Genomic DNA, 19,809 nt, shown 5'->3' with positions numbered 1-19,809 from the left:
CAATACCCAATCCCTAGTCTTCGTCCCAGGTTTCTACTGCTAAAAGATCACCAATGGGGTCTTGCATACTGAAACCAAAGTCTTGCAGTTCCTGTTTCCAGTGTGGCCAGTCATTGCCATAGAGTAAGGCAATTTTCCAGATGCTATCGGTGGGCTTGATAATATTCGATTCTACGAGTGATTGCACGTTACGCTGCAATTTCACCATAGGGTGAATTACTTGCTGAGTCATAACCTCGATGTAGTTAAGATTTTATTTGGGTAAATGCTTAGTTAAAACTGCTTTCCGGTTGGCAATTATTACTGGTGCGTGAGTCCCTATAGCTGGGCAAAGCTAGTCTTAACTTCTTGAGTATACCATAACTTATTCTAGTACGTTGCTAAAAAATTGGTTTTTGTACGGTAATCACGACCACTAATGGCTAATTATGCAAAATAGAGGAAAATTTGTGAAAAGTCAGCAAATCTTTATATAATTATTGGCTTTTTCAGCTAACTCAACTCGTCTTGGTGATGGGGCATGAGGTGATAGTTTCTGGAAGATTGTGGGTAATCTCGTACATAGGAGAGGAAAATGCTGTTTTTCAGTTTTTACCGCAGCAAGTATTGATACATGGCAAGTGCAGAAAGTGATTACCTAGAGAAACGTCGTCAGCAGATTGCAAGAAAGCAAAGAATTGTTACATATATTTCCTTAGTCGGCTTCGGTAGTTCTATATTATTTGGGGGGTTTAATACTGTCAAACAAGCTTGGGAAAAACCTGAGCAATCGGTGGTGCAATCGGCTGAGACTGAGTTACAGAAACAGGTTAAGGGTTATGAGTTGGTTTTGCAGCGTGAACCTAATAATCAGATGGCTTTGGAGAAGTTGTCTATTATTCGGTTAAAGTCGGGGGATAACAAGGGAGCGATCGCACTGATGGAGAAGTTGGTGAAGCTGCATCCTGATCGGCAGGATTATAAGACTGTCTTGGAAGGGGTAAAGAAAAGAAATATAAATTAATGAAATAGATATAATAGTTATCATGTAAGAATTCAGGTAAGGCGATAAGATCCCCGACTTCTGAGATCAATTTATCATTTATGGACACAATAAATAAAAGAAGTCAGGGATCTGAGTATGAACGATTACTATAGCTGAATACTTACGTTATCATAGCGAACACAACCCTATTCTTCCACAATGGTAAGTTATGGATAGTATTAAACTTGATCTTCCAACACAGTTACCAGATCATACTCAATTACCCTGTGAAGATGGAAATTTTGTGTTAGCGAAGCGTACCGGAGGTCAAAATTTTCAAGAGCATCCCCAAAGTATTCTTTTAACAGAATCAATTTGGTTAAAATTACAAGAAATTCATCCAGATAAACAATTTTGTATTGGTCAAGATAGTGGCATTTATTGGCGTATTACTGACCCACCAGAAAAAGGAGCAGAAGCACCAGATTGGTTTTATGTTCCTGATGTGCCACCCACTTTAAACGGGCAAATGCGTCGTTCTTACGTTTTATGGCAGGAATTTTTAGCTCCGTTAATTGTCATTGAATTTGTATCTGGTAATGGCAAAGAAGAAAGGGATGAAACCCCCTACATGGGTAAATTTTGGGTTTATGAAAAAGCCATTAGAGTACCTTTTTATGGAATTTATGAAGAGAAGAAATCATCTTTAGAACTATATCATTTAGTAGAAGGAAAATATTATTTAATGCCGCCTAATGAAAAGGGGCGTTATCTAATTCAAAAAATGGGTGTGGAATTGGGTATTTGGCAAGGAACATATAAAAATGTAGAATTGCCGTGGTTACGTTGGTGGGATTTACAGGGTAATATTTTATTAACAGGAGAAGAACTAGCTGAACAGGAAAGACAACGGGCTGAACAAGAAAAACAAAGAGCTGATAAATTAGCGGCAAAATTGCGAGAATTAGGGGTTGATGTTGATGATTGAGTAATGTTTTATATGGAGACGATTTAAATTTACAAGCTCAAGAATTAATAGTTTTTCGTAATCCTGAAAATGGGTATTATTTAGTGGAAGTAAAAGGGCAAGAACCTATAATTAATCCTTTAGATTTTCCTGATGTTGAGATTATTATTAGTCAAATATTTACTTAAAAAAGTATAGCTCTACAGTTACCTTTATGTAAGAGGATTTTTTAAAATTTTTCACATTAATTGTAAAGATTTATAAAAATCAATATCAGTGGATATAGAAAGTGATAGATTTCCGTGAATTGCGGGTACTATCCAGATATGGGGGTAATAGAAGATGTTAAGGGGGCAAGTAAGTGAGCGATACCTACGGTGAGCTACGCTAACGCACTCATGGAGAAGTTGGTTAAGTTGTATCCTGATAGGCAGGTTGATAATTTTTTTGATTGATTGAAGAAAAATTACATTTTAATTTTATATTTTTGGAGAAACAAATGCTAAGACAAGAACAAATACAAGAAGTTGATACTATCTATAATTCTAACGCATCAGCATCATCAAAATTGATGTGTGTAGATTTAGGTTGTGGAACTCATAAAGCAGAAGGTTTTATAGGAGTTGATGTTATTGCTGGTGATAATGTTGATGTTATTGCTGATTTAAAAAGTCATTTTCCATTTCCTGATAATAGCGTTGATTTTATCAAAGCACATGATTTTATTGAGCATTTGCCAGATAGAATTCATACCATGAACGAAATATGGAGAATCTGTAAACCAAATGCAATAGTTGATATTAGTGTTCCATCAACAGATGGAAGGGGAGCATTTCAAGATCCCACTCATGTCAGTTTTTGGAATATTAATTCCTTTATGTATTATTGCCAAGAATTTCCTCCTTATTTAGCAGGTTGTCAAAGTCATTATGGTTTTAAAGGTGAATTTAGTATTGTTAATATTGAGGAAAAACATTCGGCGCTTCAAATTGTTCACGTTCATGCTGTTTTAAAAGCTATCAAACCAGAAGAAAATAGTTATCAACTGAATTTAAGAAATATTAATTTCATTATATTCCCAGATTGGAATCAATCTATGGAGGAAATATTTGAACAGTTGGTAAATATATGTCAAGCTATTATTGGTCATTCCAAAAGTAGTGATATCACCTTATTGATTGACACCCAAAATACAAATCTAGAAGATGCACAATTTTTATTAGCAGATGTCTTACTGAATCTTTGCTATGAAGAAAACACAGAAACTAATGAAAATAATTTACCAGAATTTAATTTACTAAATATAAGTTCACCAGAAGAATATAAAGGTTTATTACCGGTTTTATACTCTAGAATTGTTTTAGAGGGTGAAAACGAAGAATTTATTAATCAAATCGGATTAGGACAATTACATTATTTTACTGTAGAAGAATTTTCAAGTGCTTCACTAGCTGTAGAAAAATCACAACTGTTAGATAGTTTACCAAATACACAGTCACAACCACAAGAAAGTAGTTTATCTAAAGCATATCGAAAATTTGGCGAACAAAAATTTGCTGAAGCCGTCGAATTCTTTCAAAAAGCAATCATTGAAAACCCTCAATTTGCTGACACTGGTTTAATTCCCTTAGCTCATAGCTTAGTATTAACTCTTGACTGGCCAAAAATTTCTAGAAATTTACCACCAGGTATTAACTATTTAGAAACTTCTGGATGGTTACAGTCTTTGTATTCAGGGAAACCTATTAATCAAGAAGCAAAACCTATTCCTTGGTACACTTATCCTGCTATAGAATTTATTGAAAATAAAATAGATAGTAATTTTTGTGTTTTTGAATATGGTAGTGGTAATTCATCTTTATGGTGGTCTGAAAGAGTAACACAAGTAATTTCTATTGAAAGTGATGCAAATTGGTTTGGATATATCAAAGAAAATATGCCTTCAAATGTAGAACTATATTTGATTGAAGATGATTTAGAATATGCTGCTGCTATTAATCAATATGAAGATCATTCCTTTGATGTAATTATTGTTGATGGTAGCAATAGAAATCAATGTGCTGAATTTGCCATATCCAAAGTAAAAGATAAAGGATTTATAATTTTTGACAACACAGATGATCACAAACACGCAGAAGGTGTTGAAAAATTGTTAGAATCTGGATTTATGAGAATAGATTTTTATGGAATGATTCCCAGCTATCTTTATAAAAACTGTACTTCCATCTTCTTTAAAGATGTTAGTTTATTATCCAGAGGAGGCTTACCTAGCGAAAAACGCTCTTGTTTAGGAAGATCCTGTTTTCAGATTACAAATCCTATAATTGCAATTTAAAAAGTAAAATTTTATGAATGAATGGCACTTAAAAACCCCAGTTTGTTTTATAATTTTTAACCGTCCTGATGTAACGGAGAGAGTATTTGAAAAAATCCGTGAAGCTAAACCTCCCAAATTATTAGTTATTGCTGATGGTGCAAGAGCGAATAAAGTTGGAGAAGAAGAAAAGTGTGCTGCTACCAGATTAATTATTGATCAAGTTGACTGGGAATGTGAAGTATTAACTAATTACTCCGATGTTAATTTAGGTTGTAGAAAAAGAATCTACACTGGGTTAGATTGGGTATTTTCCCAAGTTGAAGAAGCAATTATTTTAGAAGATGACTGTCTTCCCCATCCTACATTTTTCCATTTTTGTGAAGAATTACTAGAAAAGTATCGTCATAATCCCAGAATCATGCTAGTTTCTGGACAAAATCTTCAGTTTGGAAGACAAAGACGAAATTATAGCTATTATTTTTCTCGTTATAACCATTGTTGGGGTTGGGCAACTTGGAAAAGAGCATGGCAATATTATGATGATACTATGCAACTTTGGCCTCAAGTGCGAGATGAAAGTTGGTTATTTGATATTCTCCAAGATGAACAAGCATTTAGATATTGGTCAGCGACTTTTCAGGCAATGTATGAAGGCTATGATACGTGGGATTATCCCTGGTTATTTGCTTGTTATATAAATCAAGGTTTAAGCATTTTACCAAATATAAATTTGGTTTCTAATATCGGTTTTGGAAAAGAAGGAACTCATGCAACAGACTCAAATAGTATCTTAGCTAATATACCTGTTGAAGAAATGCAGTTTCCTTTAAATCATCCTCGTTTTATCATTAGAGATATTGTGGCAGATGAGTTTACAGAGAAAACTTTTTATAGTGGTATTCTATCTCGACAAAAACTAGACATTGATATTCAAACATTATTAATTAACAGCCTGAAGTTACTCCAACAAAATATTAATAACAATAGCAAACTTAATCTTCGTAATATAACGTTAATTACTGTATCTTCTGTAGAAATCGAACTTACTTTACTAAGTTTAGTTATTTCTAATCTCCATGCAACCTTTCACAGAATATTATTTTTTACTTCAGAAGAAGTTGATCAAAAATACCTGGAGCTTTTCCCACAGTTAGAAATTATTAAAATTCATCCTATCAGAAGTTTAGTAGAATATAGTAGATTTATTATCAAAGAGCTTAACTCATTTATAGATACAGACTTTTGTTTAGTAACTCAAGGTGATGGTTTTATTGTCCATCCTCAAATGTGGTCAGAAGAATTTTTAAATTATGATTATATTGCGGCACCTTGGCCACAATCAGTTCCTTTGATTAATAAACTAAAAGAAGTTATTGGCATCCTCGACCTCATTCAAAATAGAGTAGGAAATGGAGGGTTCTCTCTCAGAAGCAAGAAGTTACTAGAATTATGTTCACAATTAGACTTTGATAACATCCAAACACCCTCATTATCTGAGGATTTAATTATCTGCCATTATTTGTATGAATGGTTTAAAGAACAAGGTATTAAATTCGCACCTTTAGATATTGCAGCTAAATTTAGTTTTGAACAACCTATAGAAGAAATTGAAAATTTCTCTTGGGAAAAAACTTTTGGATTTCATGGTAAACCTCATGTTAATCATGTTCTGAATAAAATCACTCATGATTTAAAATTATCTTCTGATTCCTTAGTTGAAACACCAGATAATAGTAGTTTAATTAATGACTTAAAACTGAAAGAAATTAATCTAGTCATTTTTCCAGATTGGTCAGCAAATGAAGAAGATTTAGGCATTGAAATACAAGAGATTATTCAAACTCTTGCTTATAATTCTGATAGAAATAAAATCACGCTGTTAATTGATACCAGTAATACTTCTCCAGAGGAGGCAGATATTTTCCTAGCTGCTATAGCTATGAATATTATGATGGAGGAAGAAATAGATATCACTGAAGAATTCACTATTTCTTTATTGCCAGATTTAACTGAAATTCAGTGGCAACATTTACTTCCTCAAATTTATGGTAGAATATCATTGGTAAATGATAATCAGAAAATAATTAGCATAAAGCAATTAGATAAAATTCCACTATATTCAATATAATTGGTAACTTGATAATCACTAATATGTTGATTTTTCTAAAAAAATGTACATATTATTTGATAATTCAACTAACCAATAACTTTATCAATACCTATAGTTAAAACCCTTTCTGCTACAGCTTTTGGTGAATAGTTTTCTATCACCCATTTTCTACCGTTCAAAGATATTTCATCTAATTGTGATTCCGATAAAGACAATAATTTGTCTACATCTTCTTCTAATTTACCTAAATCTAAACCTATATAATGCTGCCAATTTTCCGGCATCACAGGTAATTGAAAACCATATTTCTTAAAATCCAAGGTGATAGGAATACAACCCATAACCCAGCTTTCCCATAAACGCCAACTATCCCAACGTAATATAATAACGTTTTTTGAATAAGTAATTTCAGAATTTTCTACAAACTTTAAGAGATCAGGATTTAATGCCACATTACTTGCATAATCACCACAATAAGCTAAACAAAATCTACTTGCTAATAATTTTTTCAGAAAATCATTGTTATTCTTATAACTTGAATTATAATTAGTATTTCTATCAATTGGAATATTTTTTTCCAATTTCGGAACTAACAAAAGGTCTAATGAGTCTCTGACTGATTGACGGAAACTAGGTTTAAAATTCCTTAAAATAACTCTTTCTCTTGGGCTATAAAAATCATAATCTTGTGTGAAATCAAGTAATTTTTGTTGAAACCCAAAACCCCAAGGAATCCTTGTACCAGAAGGGTAATTAATAAATTCTGTAGATTGTGCAGCTAATAACCAATATTCAGGATCACTAATATAATGTTTAGTACCAAAATCAGCTATATTTGCAAAAATTGACTTATTTTTGAAATCCTGCCAATTATGTAAAAATGGTAATAAATCAAAGAAATTTTTATATTGGGAAGATATATCAAATATATCAACTATGTTCAAATTACTATCTTCTGGGTTATCACATATTTTAATGTCTAGTTGTATTAAACCTTCCTTAATGCAGCGTAATAAATGATCTTCTCCACTTTGTGAATAATGTAAATATACTCCCTGATCATAAATTTCTTTTAGCATATTTTTAATTTCTTTAATCTCTTCAACAATTAATAACTAACTGAGCCGATAATTTTATCAACTCCTGTAGTCAAAACCCTTTCTGCTACAGCTTGTGGTGAATAGTTTTCTATCACCCATTTTCTACCATTCAAAGATATTTCATCTAATTGTGATTCCGATAAAGACAATAATTTGTCTACATCTTCTTCTAATTTACCTAAATCTAAACCTATATAATGTTGCCAATTTTCTGGCATCACAGGCAATTGAAAACCATATTTCTCAAAATCCAAGGTGATAGGAATACAACCCATAACCCAGCTTTCCCATAAACGCCAACTATCCCAGCGTAATATAAAAACATCTTGGGAGTAAGTAAGTTGACAATCTTTTAGTAAGTTATATATGTAAGGATTTAATAGTATATTGCTTCCATACTGTCCACAGTAAGCTAAACAAAATCTACTATCCAATAGTCTTGTTAAGAAATTATCATTTTGTGTATGGCTAGAATAATCCTCCAGAGCCTTATCAATGGTCATAACTTTTTCTAGCTGAGGAAGTAAAACTAAATCTAATGATTCTCTAACTGATTGATTGAAACTAGGTTTAAAGTTTCTAATAATAACTCTTTTTCTGGGTTGGGTAAAATCCAAATTCTCCGTTAAAGTAAGTAATCTTTGCTGAAACCCAAAACCCCAAGGAATTCTTGTCCCAGCAGGAAAACCCACAAATTCTGTTGTATGTGCTGAAATTAACGAATAACTAGGGTCACTTATATAGTGTCTGGGAGCAAAATCAGAGATATTCAAAAACAAACTTTTATGTTTCCAAACTTCACAATCACCTAAATATGGCAATAAATCAAATGAATGTTCATGACAATTAGATATAAAAGATATATCAATAATATTCAAATTACTATCTTCTGGATTATCACAAATTCTAATATTTAAAGCTGTTAATCCTTCCTGGATACAGGATAATAAATGTGTTTCTCCTGTTTGAGTATTAAGTGAAAATGAACCTAAATAAACTCCTCGATCAAAAATCTCATTAAACATAATAATACGACGCTGACACTTTTTGAATTTCAGTTATTTTTCAGGATACCAACTATCATCTAATAATTGTTCTAAGGAATAGGGGCAGTTATTAGGAAATTGCTTTAATGATAATCCTGTTTTTTTGTCAACTAATTTCAAAGCAACCTGATAAATATCTTCTATCTCTTGGCTTAACTTATTTTTTAAAGTAGTAGTTAAGCTATGGTTTAAATCATCTCTAAACGCAATTATTTCTCCTTGCCAATGTCGAAAATTGTGTTCATATTCCTGGTTCCAATATTCTAACAGTAAAATATGAATCATAATTTGTCTTAATAAACTTCTAACTTTATTTAACTCACTTCTTCCCAAGCTTTCTAACTCCTCAATTAAATTATATAAGTCTAAATTATCTAAATCTTTTGTTTTCAAAAGTTTAATGGTTTCTTCTAACCATAGATAATCATCAACTTCATACAATTTTTGTAGTTGATTTTGTGTAATATTTATCATAATCAAAAACCTAAAACAATATCTACGCTGGTAAACTAAGCCTTTTAGTTAAATATTAACATAACTTTCAATACTTGTCGGTTAAGCTCAAAACAATCAAATTATGTAGGTTGGGTTGAAGCAAGGAAACCCAACCTCATAAAGTTATGTTAATACTGCTCGGTTAAGGATTTTCGTAGGTTGGGTTGAACAAAGTGAAACCCAACAAAGCCTTGTAAATGTTGGGTTTCGTTCCATTGCTTCGCAACGCTGACGCGAACAAACCAACCTAAAACCCAACTAAGATCAACTATCAACATACTTCTGCCACATCTGTTCATAGGCACTTTCTAAATCACGGGTAAATTGTTTAGCATTCCATAAAGGAGCAGTTTTTCTTCCTTGTGTTAATTTCCAAGAAATTTCCTCCCTCAGTTTTTCATCCTTACCTAAACGCACACCCCACTCTACATATTCTTCCTCTGTCCAAGCAATACCTTCTGTAATACCAGCATTGATCATCATGGTATAGCTATTACGGGCTGCAAACTGTTCTCCTACTCTTGTTACCATAGGAATACCCATCCACAGGGTTTCCATAGTAGTAGTTGCTCCATTGTAGGGAAATGTATCTAATACCACATCAGCAATTGCTAAATTAGCACGATGGGTAGCTTCCGCAGGGAAAGGAGGTAAAAATCTGATGCGAGAAAAATCTACACCCTCTTCTGTGGCAATGGTTTCAAAAAACTGTCTTGATAAATCTGCATCTGCTTCACCTTTGATTAGCAGATAACTATTGGGAACTTTTTTAACTATCCTCATTTGTAAATGTAGGTGTTCTGGATGCCGTTTATATCCTTTTTGATTCATCAAATAAATAATTGCATCACTAGGAATACCAAAATCTTCCCGTCGCAAAGTAGGAACATTCACTTCAAAACCATCCACAGCAAGATAAGTTTGCGGAAGTCTCCAAATAGTTTCTTGATAATAGTCTTGTGCTGACTCAGGTAAAACATAAGGATCTGCAAGAAAATAGTCTATGGATGGTAATCCCGAAGCGTCCCAACCTAGCCATGTTACCTGAATAGGTGCAGTTTTTATAGACATGACCTCACAAGAACTATCTAGGGTAATACTATCTAAATCTACTAAAATATCAATTTCATCACTTACTATTTCTTCCCAAATTTTCTTAGGATTAGTTAAGGAAAGCTGTTTAAATTTATAGGATTGATCAGCAAAGTGATGTTTTGTAAAAGGTTCTATCTGTTCTGCATCCGATAAAAAATAAGTATGGATTTGAAACTTTTCTCTATTGTGATGTTGGAAAATCCATCTACATAACCATGAAACCGAATGTTTTTTAAAGCAATGAGAAATATAACCTATTTTCAGATTTTTTTTGTTGAGTATTTTTTCTCTATTAGCAACTGACAACCACCAACCATCAGGCGTTAAATTGTCTTGACAGTGGTGAATAATATTTGCTTGGGCAAGACGAGAAACTTGGTTTTGTAAATAGTGATTTTTAACAGGATCATCATTAATATAAGGGAAGAAATAAACTGAATTATATAAGGTTAAATTAGAAATTCTGTCAATATCTAGAGGAGGCTCTGATATGAGTTGATAAACTAACTGTTCTTGCTTTTGTAAATTTTCAAAAGTTTCTTCCCAATAACTACCAGTAGACATTAACGCTCTATTTACTAAACCAAGAGCAGCCAGTTTCTCCGCATTGCTATTTACTAATTCATATAAACGTTTAGCAATTTCAATTCCTTGTGCATACTGGAATGAATTTTGATAAAAATAGGATATTTGCAGTAACAGTCCCTTGTTATGAGGCTGAATCTGCAAGCATGGTTCAGCAAACTTCACAGCAAGATCAGGTCTTTTGGCAAACAGAGATATTTTAATACATTCTGAAACTACAGTATCAAGTATAATTTGAGTATGAGGGAAATACTTTAAGCAAGTATTGACAAAATTAAAAACTAAATCTTTCTCAGGTGCATAGCTCATCAATTGCGGTACTAATTGTAAGAGCAATTCTGGAGTATAGTCATCATTTTCTTTAGTCAATAGGTTTATTATTTCTAATAAATAATTATCTAATTCTTCAATCTTTCCTAATAGTGTTGAAAGTTGAATCAGTCTCACTAAATTATTAATATTTTCTGGAGCTATTTCACGAATATGCTGATGGATTGCCCAAGAAATATGATATTCAGTAATATCAAACTGACGTTCAGATTCTTTAAACAAGATTTCCAGAAGTTCTGTGAAATAAATTTTATATTCTTCTTCCTCTGCCTCTGCTAATATAGAAAACCAGGTCAGTTGCGCTTCAGTTTCCTGACCTTGTAGTAAAAGCATTAACCCTAAATACCAGTAATTGATCCTACTTTCAGGCTCTTGTTTAATTGCTTCTTCATAAATCCTAGCAGCCGCAATATAATCTGCTGCCAATAGATATTGTTCAGCTTTTTGTTGCCAATCAGTTAATTTTTCCATATTAATTATGTACTGTTAAAAATTTATAGTTCAGTCATCACTAAAAGAAATAAAACTCCCTACAATTTACTTGTTTGGGAGTTTAAATGTAATCCTTACTACGCATAGCAAGTAATATCCAAATATTGCATACTACTTGATCAGCTTCCAATCTGTTGGACAAGTAGTTCCTGTACCCATATCAACCAAGGAAACATTAACTTTTTGAGCTTCACACATAAAGGCAAGACTGGTAAGTTCAGAGTTAGCACCCACCTGTTGTAAGTAAACCTTACCGTTATAGTTCTTTAAGCCAGAGGAAGCACTGTTTAAACTTGAATAGGATGTAGAGTAAACATTTGAACCACCACCGTTAAGATAGGCGGAAGTACCGTAATTATAGTTTTGGGTTTGAGTAGCAATACCAATACCAAGGGCGTTCATTGCTGCTGTTACGCTAGTATTCACATTGGTATCTGCACCCGCAAAAGTATCGTTTTCAGCGTAGTAAGCTTGATCACCTCTATTCAGAGAACCAACATAAGTCTTAGCTTCAGATTGTTTAGCTTTCTTAGCTTGGTTTAAGAAAGAAGGCAACGCAATAGCAGATAGAATACCAATGATGATGATAACAACTAACAATTCAATCAGGGTGAAACCTTGATTATCTTTCTTTTTGCCCAGGAGGTGTTGTAAGAATTTTGCTTTCAGTTCACTTTTCATAGTAGTTTCTCTTGAGTTGGGGTGTTGTTTGTTTCCTTATGAGAAGAACTTACCCACTTCTGATCAGTTTCATATCACCTCTAAGAAAATATTTTTTGGTAGCTAGATTAAAAAGTAAAACTCCCACACAAATAAATAGTAGGGAGTCTAAATGTAAATTAAATTTACTCATTACTTACTGCAAGTAAGATACAACCATTGCATATTACTTGATCAGCTTCCAATCTGTTGGACAAGTAGTACCTGTACCCATATTAGCCAAGGAAACATTAACTTTTTGAGCTTCACACATAAAGGCAAGACTGGTAAGTTCAGAGTTAGCGCCCACCTGTTGTAAGTAAACCTTACCGTTATAGTTCTTTAAGCCAGAGGAAGCACTGTTTAAACTTGAATAGGATGTAGAGTAAACATTTGAACCACCACCGTTAAGATAGGCGGAAGTACCGTAATTATAGTTTTGGGTTTGAGTAGCAATACCAATACCAAGGGCGTTCATTGCTGCTGTTACGCTAGTATTCACATTGGTATCTGCACCCGCAAAAGTATCGTTTTCAGCGTAGTAAGCTTGATCACCTCTATTCAGAGAACCAACATAAGTCTTAGCTTCAGATTGTTTAGCTTTCTTAGCTTGGTTTAAGAAAGAAGGCAACGCAATAGCAGATAGAATACCAATGATGATGATAACAACTAACAATTCAATCAGGGTGAAACCTTGATTATCTTTCTTTTTGCCCAGGAGGTGTTGTAAGAATTTTGCTTTCAGTTCACTTTTCATAGTAGTTTCTCTTGAGTTGGGGTGTTGTTTGTTTCCTTATGAGAAAAACTTACCCACTTCTGATCAGTTTCATATCACCCCACCGAATTTTTTTTTGCTAGATAGGAGAAAATGCCCTAAAAAGCTTATTTATCAAGGATTTCATCTCTTCAAGTTTTTTATATAAATCGCCAAATCGGCGTTTATCAGCGTTTATCTACGGTTAATCATTGATATTTTCGAGACTTTGATAAAAAAGTCATCTCCGTTAAATCAATATTGAAAACTGTAAAGTAGAGACATTACATCTAACGTCTCTAAGGAATCGACGCTCTAGAACCTTTGTAGAAACGTTCCGTGGAATGTCTCTACATTCTTTTCAGGAGATATTTTAGTATGGTTATTATATATAGTGTCAAATTAATTCTCTACCATTACATAACCGCAATCTTCCACAGTTAACAGCAGGTCTTTCACCGTTTCAAAAGCCTGTCGCAGTGCTGTAGGCTGAAGGGTAACAGGGTCTACAGGTCGAGCTTGTCGGAACCGTTCTACAATATACATCATTGCTTGGGGCGCATCTAACAAAGGCAGCAAGCAAACAGCCACTGCACTATCTACACATAAAGTTTGAAATTCTGGCGCTGTTAATAAGTGCTTACCAAGATGAAATGGTTTACACTGTGTCACACAATCAATGAGGTCTGCTTGAAAGTTAGAATTGTTTAATTGTGGATGCAGATGTACTATAGCTTGTTCCCAGTCTAAATCATTCCATTCGGCAATTGGTACAAATGTTTGCTCCTGTTGAGGATGACCACACCAGAAATCTAGTAAGCGGTGAATAGGATGTAATAGGTCAACTAACTGTAATCTTTCTTCTAGAGAAATTTCTGGTAAACTCATAGCCAGAAAAGTAGGTAGATTATCAGGTTCTTTAAATAAACGCATTAAATCCCATTCTCGCCAATGTATCATACTGATAAATTCTAAATCTGCTGCTCTCAAAGCTGTAAACATATCGCTGATAGTGTAACCTTTGTCTCCTTGAAACAAATAGTTCATTAAAATTCGCTCTTGTTTATCTTCTCCTTCATACTCAGAACTCCAAGTTTGAGTTTTGAGAGTGACATTATCTTTCAAAGCTTTCATTGTATCAATGGCAATTTCTATTTCTAATTCTCCTGGATTTTCATCCATCAAACCCATCATACTAAATACTTTTTGAGCGCGATAAATATTAAATCGTTGGATTGCACTATGTAAATTACTACGAATGATACCATCAGTATTTAACACCGATTTCATGGCTTGTAAAGCTATAGAAATATTAGGAAATAGATACAGCAGTTCATCACAATTTATATAGTCAAATTTATAATTTAGCTCAGGTAAATCATAGATTGATAAAACATGAAATTCGGCATTATTAAACCCATGATATTCTAGGCGCTGTTTGGCTAATTGGATTGATTCTGATGAGATATCAACACCGACTATTTTTGCACCAGGATTAGCTTCTGCTAAAAATAATGATTTGTAACCAGTCCCACAACCAGCATCTAAAATTATTTTATCTTTAGTATCTACAAATTTTTTGTTTCTTAAATAATAAGCCGTTGATAAATTATGAATGTACAGTAAATTAGGATTGTCTTTAGGCGATTTATCCAGGGGCATTCTGGGATATGGTGCGCTGTCAAATTGCTGACGAATCTTATCCCACAAATCAGAGTTAGAATTATTCATGATCATCAATGTTATTCTTCAGAATTTTATAGTAAATTAAATCATACCTTCCTTATCACTTATTTTGGCAACAGTAACCAACCAGTGGGACAAACCCCTGATGTCATAGTTTGCTGAGTACCCACACCAGTATTAGGGCTTTCACATAAAATAGTTATCGTCACTGACTCAACAGTACCTGCTGTGCTGATAAATGTATTCAAATAAGTAACTCCTACATAAGAATTTAAAGCTTTTTTCCTAGAAACACCGTTATTTGTAGCGACTGTGTTATTTATCTGGATATTGTAGTCATAGTTCTCAGTTTGGGGTTGAATCCCAATTCCTAAATTATCAATAGAAGTAGTAAAGGCGGTATTTTCCAGATAATAAGCCTGTTGAGCGCGATTCATTGAGCCAGTATATAGTTTAGCTTCAGTCTGCTTACTTTTATTAGCTCGGCTCAATATTGAGGGTAGGGCGATCGCAGACAGTATACCAATAATTACTGTAACTATAATTAGTTCAGTTAGTGTAAAACCTGCGTTATCTTGCTTTTTTGGGAGGATGTACCCTAAAAGTTGCCTTTTGAAATCGCTTTTCATCTTATTTTTAAGTAGTTAGTTTGACAAAAATCAGCAGAATATCAACGCAATATTACTTGGAGATACACCCTAATCCCAGTATGCCCAAATCACCCCAACTTTTATCACTGCATTTGTTATGCTATGCTTAAATTAAACGTAGTCGTTATGAGTTTGGATAATATGACTAACCCCACAGTAGAAAACTTAGTAATTATCGGTTCTGGTCCTGCTGGCTATACAGCAGCTATCTATGCAGGAAGGGCAAATTTAAAACCTGTGGTTTTTGAAGGTTTCCAAGCAGGAGGTTTACCCGGTGGACAACTGATGACAACCACAGAAGTTGAGAACTTTCCAGGGTTTCCCCAAGGTATTACCGGACCAGACTTGATGGATAACATGAAAGCGCAAGCGGAACGGTGGGGGGCTGAGTTATATACTGAAGATGTGATATCAGTTGATTTAAGTCAGCGTCCTTTTACTATTCGTTCCCAAGAAAGGGAACTCAAAGCACATAGTTTAATTATCGCTACTGGTGCAACAGCTAAACGTTTGGGTTTACCCAGTGAACATCAATTTTGGAGTCGGGGAATTTCCGCTTGTGCGATTTGTGATGGTGCAACCCCCATCTTTCGCGGTGCTGAGTTAGCGGTTATTGGTGCGGGAGATTCAGCAGCGGAGGAAGCAATTTATTTAACGAAGTATGGTTCTCAGGTACATTTATTAGTGCGTTCTGAAAAAATGCGGGCTTCTAAAGCCATGCAAGATAGAGTTTTGAGCAACCCAAAAATAAAGGTACATTGGCACACCGAAGCGGTAGATGTGGTTGGTAAGGGTAATATGACCGGTGTGCAAGTTCGTAATAATCAAACCGGGGAAGAAAGTACCATCAATGCTAAAGGTTTATTTTACGCTGTTGGTCACAAGCCCAATACAGATTTATTTCAGGGACAATTAGAGCTGGATGAGGTGGGGTACATTGTCACTCAACATGGTGGTGTAGAAACCAGTTTAGAAGGTGTATTTGCAGCCGGTGACGTGCAGGATCATGAATTTAGGCAAGCAATTACAGCAGCGGGTACTGGTTGTATGGCGGCCATGTTAGCAGAAAGATGGTTATCATCAAAGAATTTAATTCATGAGTTCCATCATCAACCAGAAACAGCAAATAATGAATTAGCAACGCAACCAGAAACACAGAAAGCAGAAACAGAGTTTAATTTGCAAGCAACACGCCATGAGGGGGGTTATGCTTTAAGGAAATTATTCCATGAAAGCGATCGCTTGCTGTTGGTAAAATATGTTTCTCCTGGTTGTGGTCCCTGTCATACCTTGAAACCGATATTAAATAAAGTAGTCGATGAATTTGATGGTAAGATTCACTTTGTCGAAATCGACATTGATAAAGATCGAGATATTGCTGAAAATGCCGGAGTGACAGGAACACCAACAGTACAATTGTTTAAAGATAAGGAACTGGTGAAGGAACTTAAGGGTGTGAAACAGAAAAGTGAGTATCGGCAGTTAATTGAAAGTAATCTGTAAAAACAGGTGACAGGTGAAAGGAAGAAAATTCCTCGTTCCCTGGTTTTACCAGGGAATGCACTAAGGAGGCTCTGCCTCCACCACTCTAGCTTATTTGAGGCAGAGCCTCAATATCTGCATTCCCAGCCAGAGACTGGGAACGAGTCTAGGAGACTAATATTTTCACTCAAGCCCCAGTAAAAAATCTCCCATGACCATTACAAAACGTCAAATACCAAGTTTTTTTAATTTTGCTAAATCTAACCTATCCCAGCGATTTATGCTGATAGGTTTGGCTATGACTTTATTTTTTATCTTTTTAGCCTTTTTTGCGCCTGTATTTCAATCTTGGGGATGGCTACAAAACCCCAAAGAATTTTTAAGTAACCCTATTCATGATGCACCTTCCCTTAAACACTGGTTTGGTACAAGTCGTTTGGGTTATGATGTCTTTTCCCGGACGATTTTTGGCGCACAAGCGGCACTACAAGTAGTTATTTTAGCTACCGCCCTCAGTATGGTAATTGGTGTACCGTTGGGGATGGTAAGTGGCTATTTGGGTGGAAAATTAGATAAAGTATTGCTGTTTCTCATGGATAGCATTTACACCCTACCGGGATTGCTGCTTTCTGTCACACTGGCTTTTGTGGTGGGGAGAGGAATTTTAAATGCTGCGATCGCTATTAGTATAGCCTACATACCCCAATATTATCGCGTAGTTCGTAACCACACCGTCAGCGTCAAAACGGAAGTATACATCGAAGCCGCGCAAGCAATAGGCGCTTCTACCTGGACTGTACTTTCAAAATATCTATTTTTCAATGTTATTCAAAGTGTCCCCGTCCTCTTTACCCTCAACGCCGCAGATGCCATATTAGTTTTAGGCGGTTTAGGCTTTTTGGGTTTAGGACTACCTGAAGATGTACCAGAATGGGGATATGATTTAAAGCAAGCTCTGGAAGCACTACCTACAGGCATTTGGTGGACTACCCTGTTTCCGGGTTTAGCTATGACAACCTTGGTAGTAGGGTTATCACTACTTGGTGAAGGGTTGAATGAATTTGTCAATCCTCGTCTGAGAAGAGAAAATAGGCAATAGTTATTTGGTGATTGGGAAAAATAATTAATAACTAATAACTAATGACTAATGACAACTGACTGATGACAACTGACAACTAACAAACTGAGAGACTCGTGTGAAAGATAATATTACTTTAATTGCAGCTGCTACCGGTGGATTAATGCTTTCTGTAGCTTTATCGGGTATTTTAAAAGGCGCACCCGTGGCAAATTGGCAGAATTCAAGTATTAGTTCAAACCAAATAGCTCATGTGCGAATAGTTAACAAAAACCAATAGAATTGGTGATTGGGTTATTTAGAATATTCCAAGTAAAAAAATGCCCAATTGTCATTGCGTTCGCGGAGCGTGGCGTTAGCCATATGGAGCAGAACGGAATGAAGCAATCTCTGGTTTTGGATCATTTATTGTTTGGAACACTCTTATCTCCCCCTATTCCTAATGACTAAACAAGTAATCGGTATTGATTTAGGAGGAACAGCAATTAAGCTGGGACGTTTTACAGCAGATGGTAATTGTTTACAATCTTTAACTGTAGATACTCCCCAACCAGCAACACCAGAAGCTGTATTATCTAAAATATTGGATGCCATAACTCAAATAGACCCAAATAATCAAACTATAGCTATTGGTGTGGGAACTCCCGGGCCTGCTGACGCTGCGGGAAGGGTTGCCAAAGTTGCCATTAATTTGGCAGGATGGCATGATGTACCCTTAGCCGATTGGTTAGAAGCCAAAACTGGTAAACCAACTATCCTCGCTAATGATGCTAACTGTGCTGGTTTAGGGGAAGCTTGGTTAGGTGCTGGCCGAAATTTCCCAAATCTAATTTTACTAACATTAGGGACTGGGGTTGGTGGTGCAATTATCCTTGATGGTAAATTATTTGTCGGTCATCAAGGTGCAGCAGCAGAATTGGGTTTAATTACTTTAAACCCCGATGGTCCAATGTGTAATAGTGGTAATCAAGGTTCTTTAGAACAGTATACCTGTATATCTGCTATTCGTCGTCGCACGGGGAAAGAACCCTCAGAATTAGGCGCACTTGCCCAAAAAGGTGATACTGAAGCCTTGACTTTTTGGCAAGAATATGGTAAAGACTTGGGACTTGGTTTAACAAGTTTAATATATGTTCTCACACCCCAGGCGATTATTATTGGTGGTGGTGTCAGTGCCAGTTTTGAATATTTTTTACCATCAATGCAAGCTGAAATTGAAAAGCGGGTTCTACCTACTTCGCGTGTAGGTTTACAAATACTACCAGCAGAACTCGGTAACTCAGCGGGAATGGTAGGTGCTGCTAAATTAGCATTGGGAATAGGTGACAGGTGATTGGGGACTGGGGACTGGGGACTGGGGACTGGAAAGATGAATAACCTAATTACCTATTACCTATTCCCTATTTTCCAGATCAAATCCTATGTGTTTTTCTAAGTAGTTTACCACCTTTTGATAGGATTCGGGACTGCTTGTGGGGTTAATAATGATGGGGAAATTAATATCTGGCAACCAAAAAGTTAATCTACCATTCTGTTCATGACAGAAAGAACTAATACAGTTGAGATTGATTAAATATTCTTTTCTATCATAGGTTATTTCTACCCAATAATCATGATTTAAATCTAGTTGTTGGGCGTACTCTATATATTCACAAATTTTTTGATAGTCTTCCTCATTACTTTGGGGGTTAATGACTATAGGTATAGAACTATTAGGCAACCAAAAAGTAATTCTACCGTTTTTTTCATAGCAAAATGTATTTACACGTTCCAAATTAACTACATATTCTTTCCTCTGGTCTTGTATTTTTACCCAGTAAGCCACAAAATTGCCTCAACACTCCTACGGCAATTTTACCTTATAGGCAATAGGGAACAGGTAATAGGTTATTCACCCAGTCCCCAGTCCCCAGTCCCCAGTCCCCAGTCCCCAGTCCCCAGTCCCCAGTCCCCAGATCG

The 19,809-nt window shown here is 35.2% G+C and carries 20 protein-coding genes; 9 read left to right on the top strand and 11 right to left on the bottom strand.

All coding sequences use genetic code 11. From position 1 onward, the window contains the following. Window positions 1-13 precede the first annotated feature (13 nt). Window positions 14-232 (bottom strand): DUF4327 family protein, encoded by a 219-nt coding sequence (locus H6G06_RS18165; RefSeq protein ID WP_190562653.1) that lies wholly within the window; start codon window positions 230-232, stop codon window positions 14-16. Between the two features lie 381 nt (window positions 233-613). On the opposite strand from H6G06_RS18165, the gene H6G06_RS18160 reads away from it, so the two are divergent. From H6G06_RS18160 to H6G06_RS28020, 5 genes are all read left to right on the top strand, one after another. Beyond that, complete coding sequence (locus H6G06_RS18160; RefSeq protein ID WP_190562651.1) at window positions 614-1,003, top strand: tetratricopeptide repeat protein; 390 nt, start codon at window positions 614-616, stop codon at window positions 1,001-1,003. Window positions 1,004-1,193: 190 nt separating this feature from the next. Beyond that, complete coding sequence (locus H6G06_RS18155) at window positions 1,194-1,952, top strand: Uma2 family endonuclease (RefSeq protein WP_190562649.1); 759 nt, start codon at window positions 1,194-1,196, stop codon at window positions 1,950-1,952. After that, window positions 1,949-2,119, top strand: coding sequence for a hypothetical protein (locus H6G06_RS18150; protein ID WP_190562647.1), 171 nt, complete (start codon window positions 1,949-1,951; stop codon window positions 2,117-2,119). Before H6G06_RS18155 ends, H6G06_RS18150 begins: the two co-directional genes overlap by 4 nt. A gap of 263 nt (window positions 2,120-2,382) precedes the next feature. Next, window positions 2,383-4,266 carry a methyltransferase domain-containing protein gene (locus H6G06_RS27065; protein WP_242039763.1) on the top strand — a complete coding sequence of 628 codons (1,884 nt, stop codon included), beginning with the start codon at window positions 2,383-2,385 and terminating at the stop codon, window positions 4,264-4,266. Window positions 4,267-4,279: 13 nt separating this feature from the next. After that, window positions 4,280-6,376, top strand: coding sequence for a DUF5672 family protein (locus H6G06_RS28020; protein ID WP_338422956.1), 2,097 nt, complete (start codon window positions 4,280-4,282; stop codon window positions 6,374-6,376). A 68-nt stretch (window positions 6,377-6,444) separates the two neighbouring features. Here H6G06_RS28020 and H6G06_RS18135 read toward each other — a convergent pair whose 3' ends face one another. From H6G06_RS18135 to H6G06_RS18095, 9 genes are all read right to left on the bottom strand, one after another. Next, window positions 6,445-7,437 carry a hypothetical protein gene (locus H6G06_RS18135; RefSeq protein ID WP_190562645.1) on the bottom strand — a complete coding sequence of 331 codons (993 nt, stop codon included), beginning with the start codon at window positions 7,435-7,437 and terminating at the stop codon, window positions 6,445-6,447. 29 nt (window positions 7,438-7,466) lie between these two features. Next, complete coding sequence (locus tag H6G06_RS18130; protein ID WP_190562643.1) at window positions 7,467-8,483, bottom strand: hypothetical protein; 1,017 nt, start codon at window positions 8,481-8,483, stop codon at window positions 7,467-7,469. Window positions 8,484-8,516: 33 nt separating this feature from the next. After that, window positions 8,517-8,978 (bottom strand): DUF29 domain-containing protein, encoded by a 462-nt coding sequence (locus tag H6G06_RS18125; RefSeq protein ID WP_190562641.1) that lies wholly within the window; start codon window positions 8,976-8,978, stop codon window positions 8,517-8,519. Window positions 8,979-9,127: 149 nt separating this feature from the next. Continuing rightward, a complete protein-coding gene (locus tag H6G06_RS18120) occupies window positions 9,128-9,277 on the bottom strand; it encodes a hypothetical protein (protein ID WP_190562640.1) in 150 nt (49 codons plus the stop codon). Further along, complete coding sequence (locus tag H6G06_RS18115) at window positions 9,264-11,480, bottom strand: O-linked N-acetylglucosamine transferase, SPINDLY family protein (protein ID WP_190562638.1); 2,217 nt, start codon at window positions 11,478-11,480, stop codon at window positions 9,264-9,266. The genes H6G06_RS18120 and H6G06_RS18115 overlap by 14 nt, the downstream gene beginning before the upstream one ends. A 132-nt stretch (window positions 11,481-11,612) precedes the next feature. Continuing rightward, window positions 11,613-12,182, bottom strand: coding sequence for a type IV pilin-like G/H family protein (locus H6G06_RS18110; protein ID WP_190562636.1), 570 nt, complete (start codon window positions 12,180-12,182; stop codon window positions 11,613-11,615). A gap of 205 nt (window positions 12,183-12,387) precedes the next feature. Then, complete coding sequence (locus tag H6G06_RS18105; RefSeq protein WP_190562634.1) at window positions 12,388-12,957, bottom strand: type IV pilin-like G/H family protein; 570 nt, start codon at window positions 12,955-12,957, stop codon at window positions 12,388-12,390. Window positions 12,958-13,356: 399 nt separating this feature from the next. After that, entirely contained in the window at window positions 13,357-14,685 is a 1,329-nt protein-coding gene (locus H6G06_RS18100) for a class I SAM-dependent methyltransferase (protein WP_190562632.1), read from the bottom strand. 59 nt (window positions 14,686-14,744) lie between these two features. Beyond that, window positions 14,745-15,269 carry a type IV pilin-like G/H family protein gene (locus tag H6G06_RS18095; protein ID WP_190562630.1) on the bottom strand — a complete coding sequence of 175 codons (525 nt, stop codon included), beginning with the start codon at window positions 15,267-15,269 and terminating at the stop codon, window positions 14,745-14,747. A 162-nt stretch (window positions 15,270-15,431) separates the two neighbouring features. On the opposite strand from H6G06_RS18095, the gene trxB reads away from it, so the two are divergent. From trxB to H6G06_RS18075, 4 genes are all read left to right on the top strand, one after another. After that, window positions 15,432-16,793, top strand: coding sequence for a thioredoxin-disulfide reductase (trxB, locus tag H6G06_RS18090; RefSeq protein ID WP_190562628.1), 1,362 nt, complete (start codon window positions 15,432-15,434; stop codon window positions 16,791-16,793). 190 nt (window positions 16,794-16,983) lie between these two features. Then, a complete protein-coding gene (locus tag H6G06_RS18085) occupies window positions 16,984-17,871 on the top strand; it encodes an ABC transporter permease (protein ID WP_190562626.1) in 888 nt (295 codons plus the stop codon). Window positions 17,872-17,968: 97 nt separating this feature from the next. Further along, entirely contained in the window at window positions 17,969-18,130 is a 162-nt protein-coding gene (locus H6G06_RS18080) for a hypothetical protein (protein ID WP_190562624.1), read from the top strand. A 162-nt stretch (window positions 18,131-18,292) separates the two neighbouring features. Then, the gene (locus tag H6G06_RS18075; protein ID WP_190562622.1) at window positions 18,293-19,183 is read left to right on the top strand and encodes an ROK family protein; all 891 of its coding nucleotides are present in this window, start codon (window positions 18,293-18,295) and stop codon (window positions 19,181-19,183) included. A 60-nt stretch (window positions 19,184-19,243) separates the two neighbouring features. On the opposite strand, the gene H6G06_RS18070 is transcribed toward H6G06_RS18075, so the two are convergent. Then, window positions 19,244-19,675: a hypothetical protein gene (locus H6G06_RS18070; RefSeq protein ID WP_190562620.1), complete on the bottom strand. Its 432-nt coding sequence runs from the start codon at window positions 19,673-19,675 to the stop codon at window positions 19,244-19,246. Between the last annotated feature and the right edge of the window lie 134 nt (window positions 19,676-19,809).

Source organism: Anabaena sphaerica FACHB-251 (assembly GCF_014696825.1).
Classification (GTDB): domain Bacteria; phylum Cyanobacteriota; class Cyanobacteriia; order Cyanobacteriales; family Nostocaceae; genus RDYJ01.
Note: the sequence above shows the minus strand (reverse complement) of the source record. Positions and strands in the feature narration are given on the sequence as shown.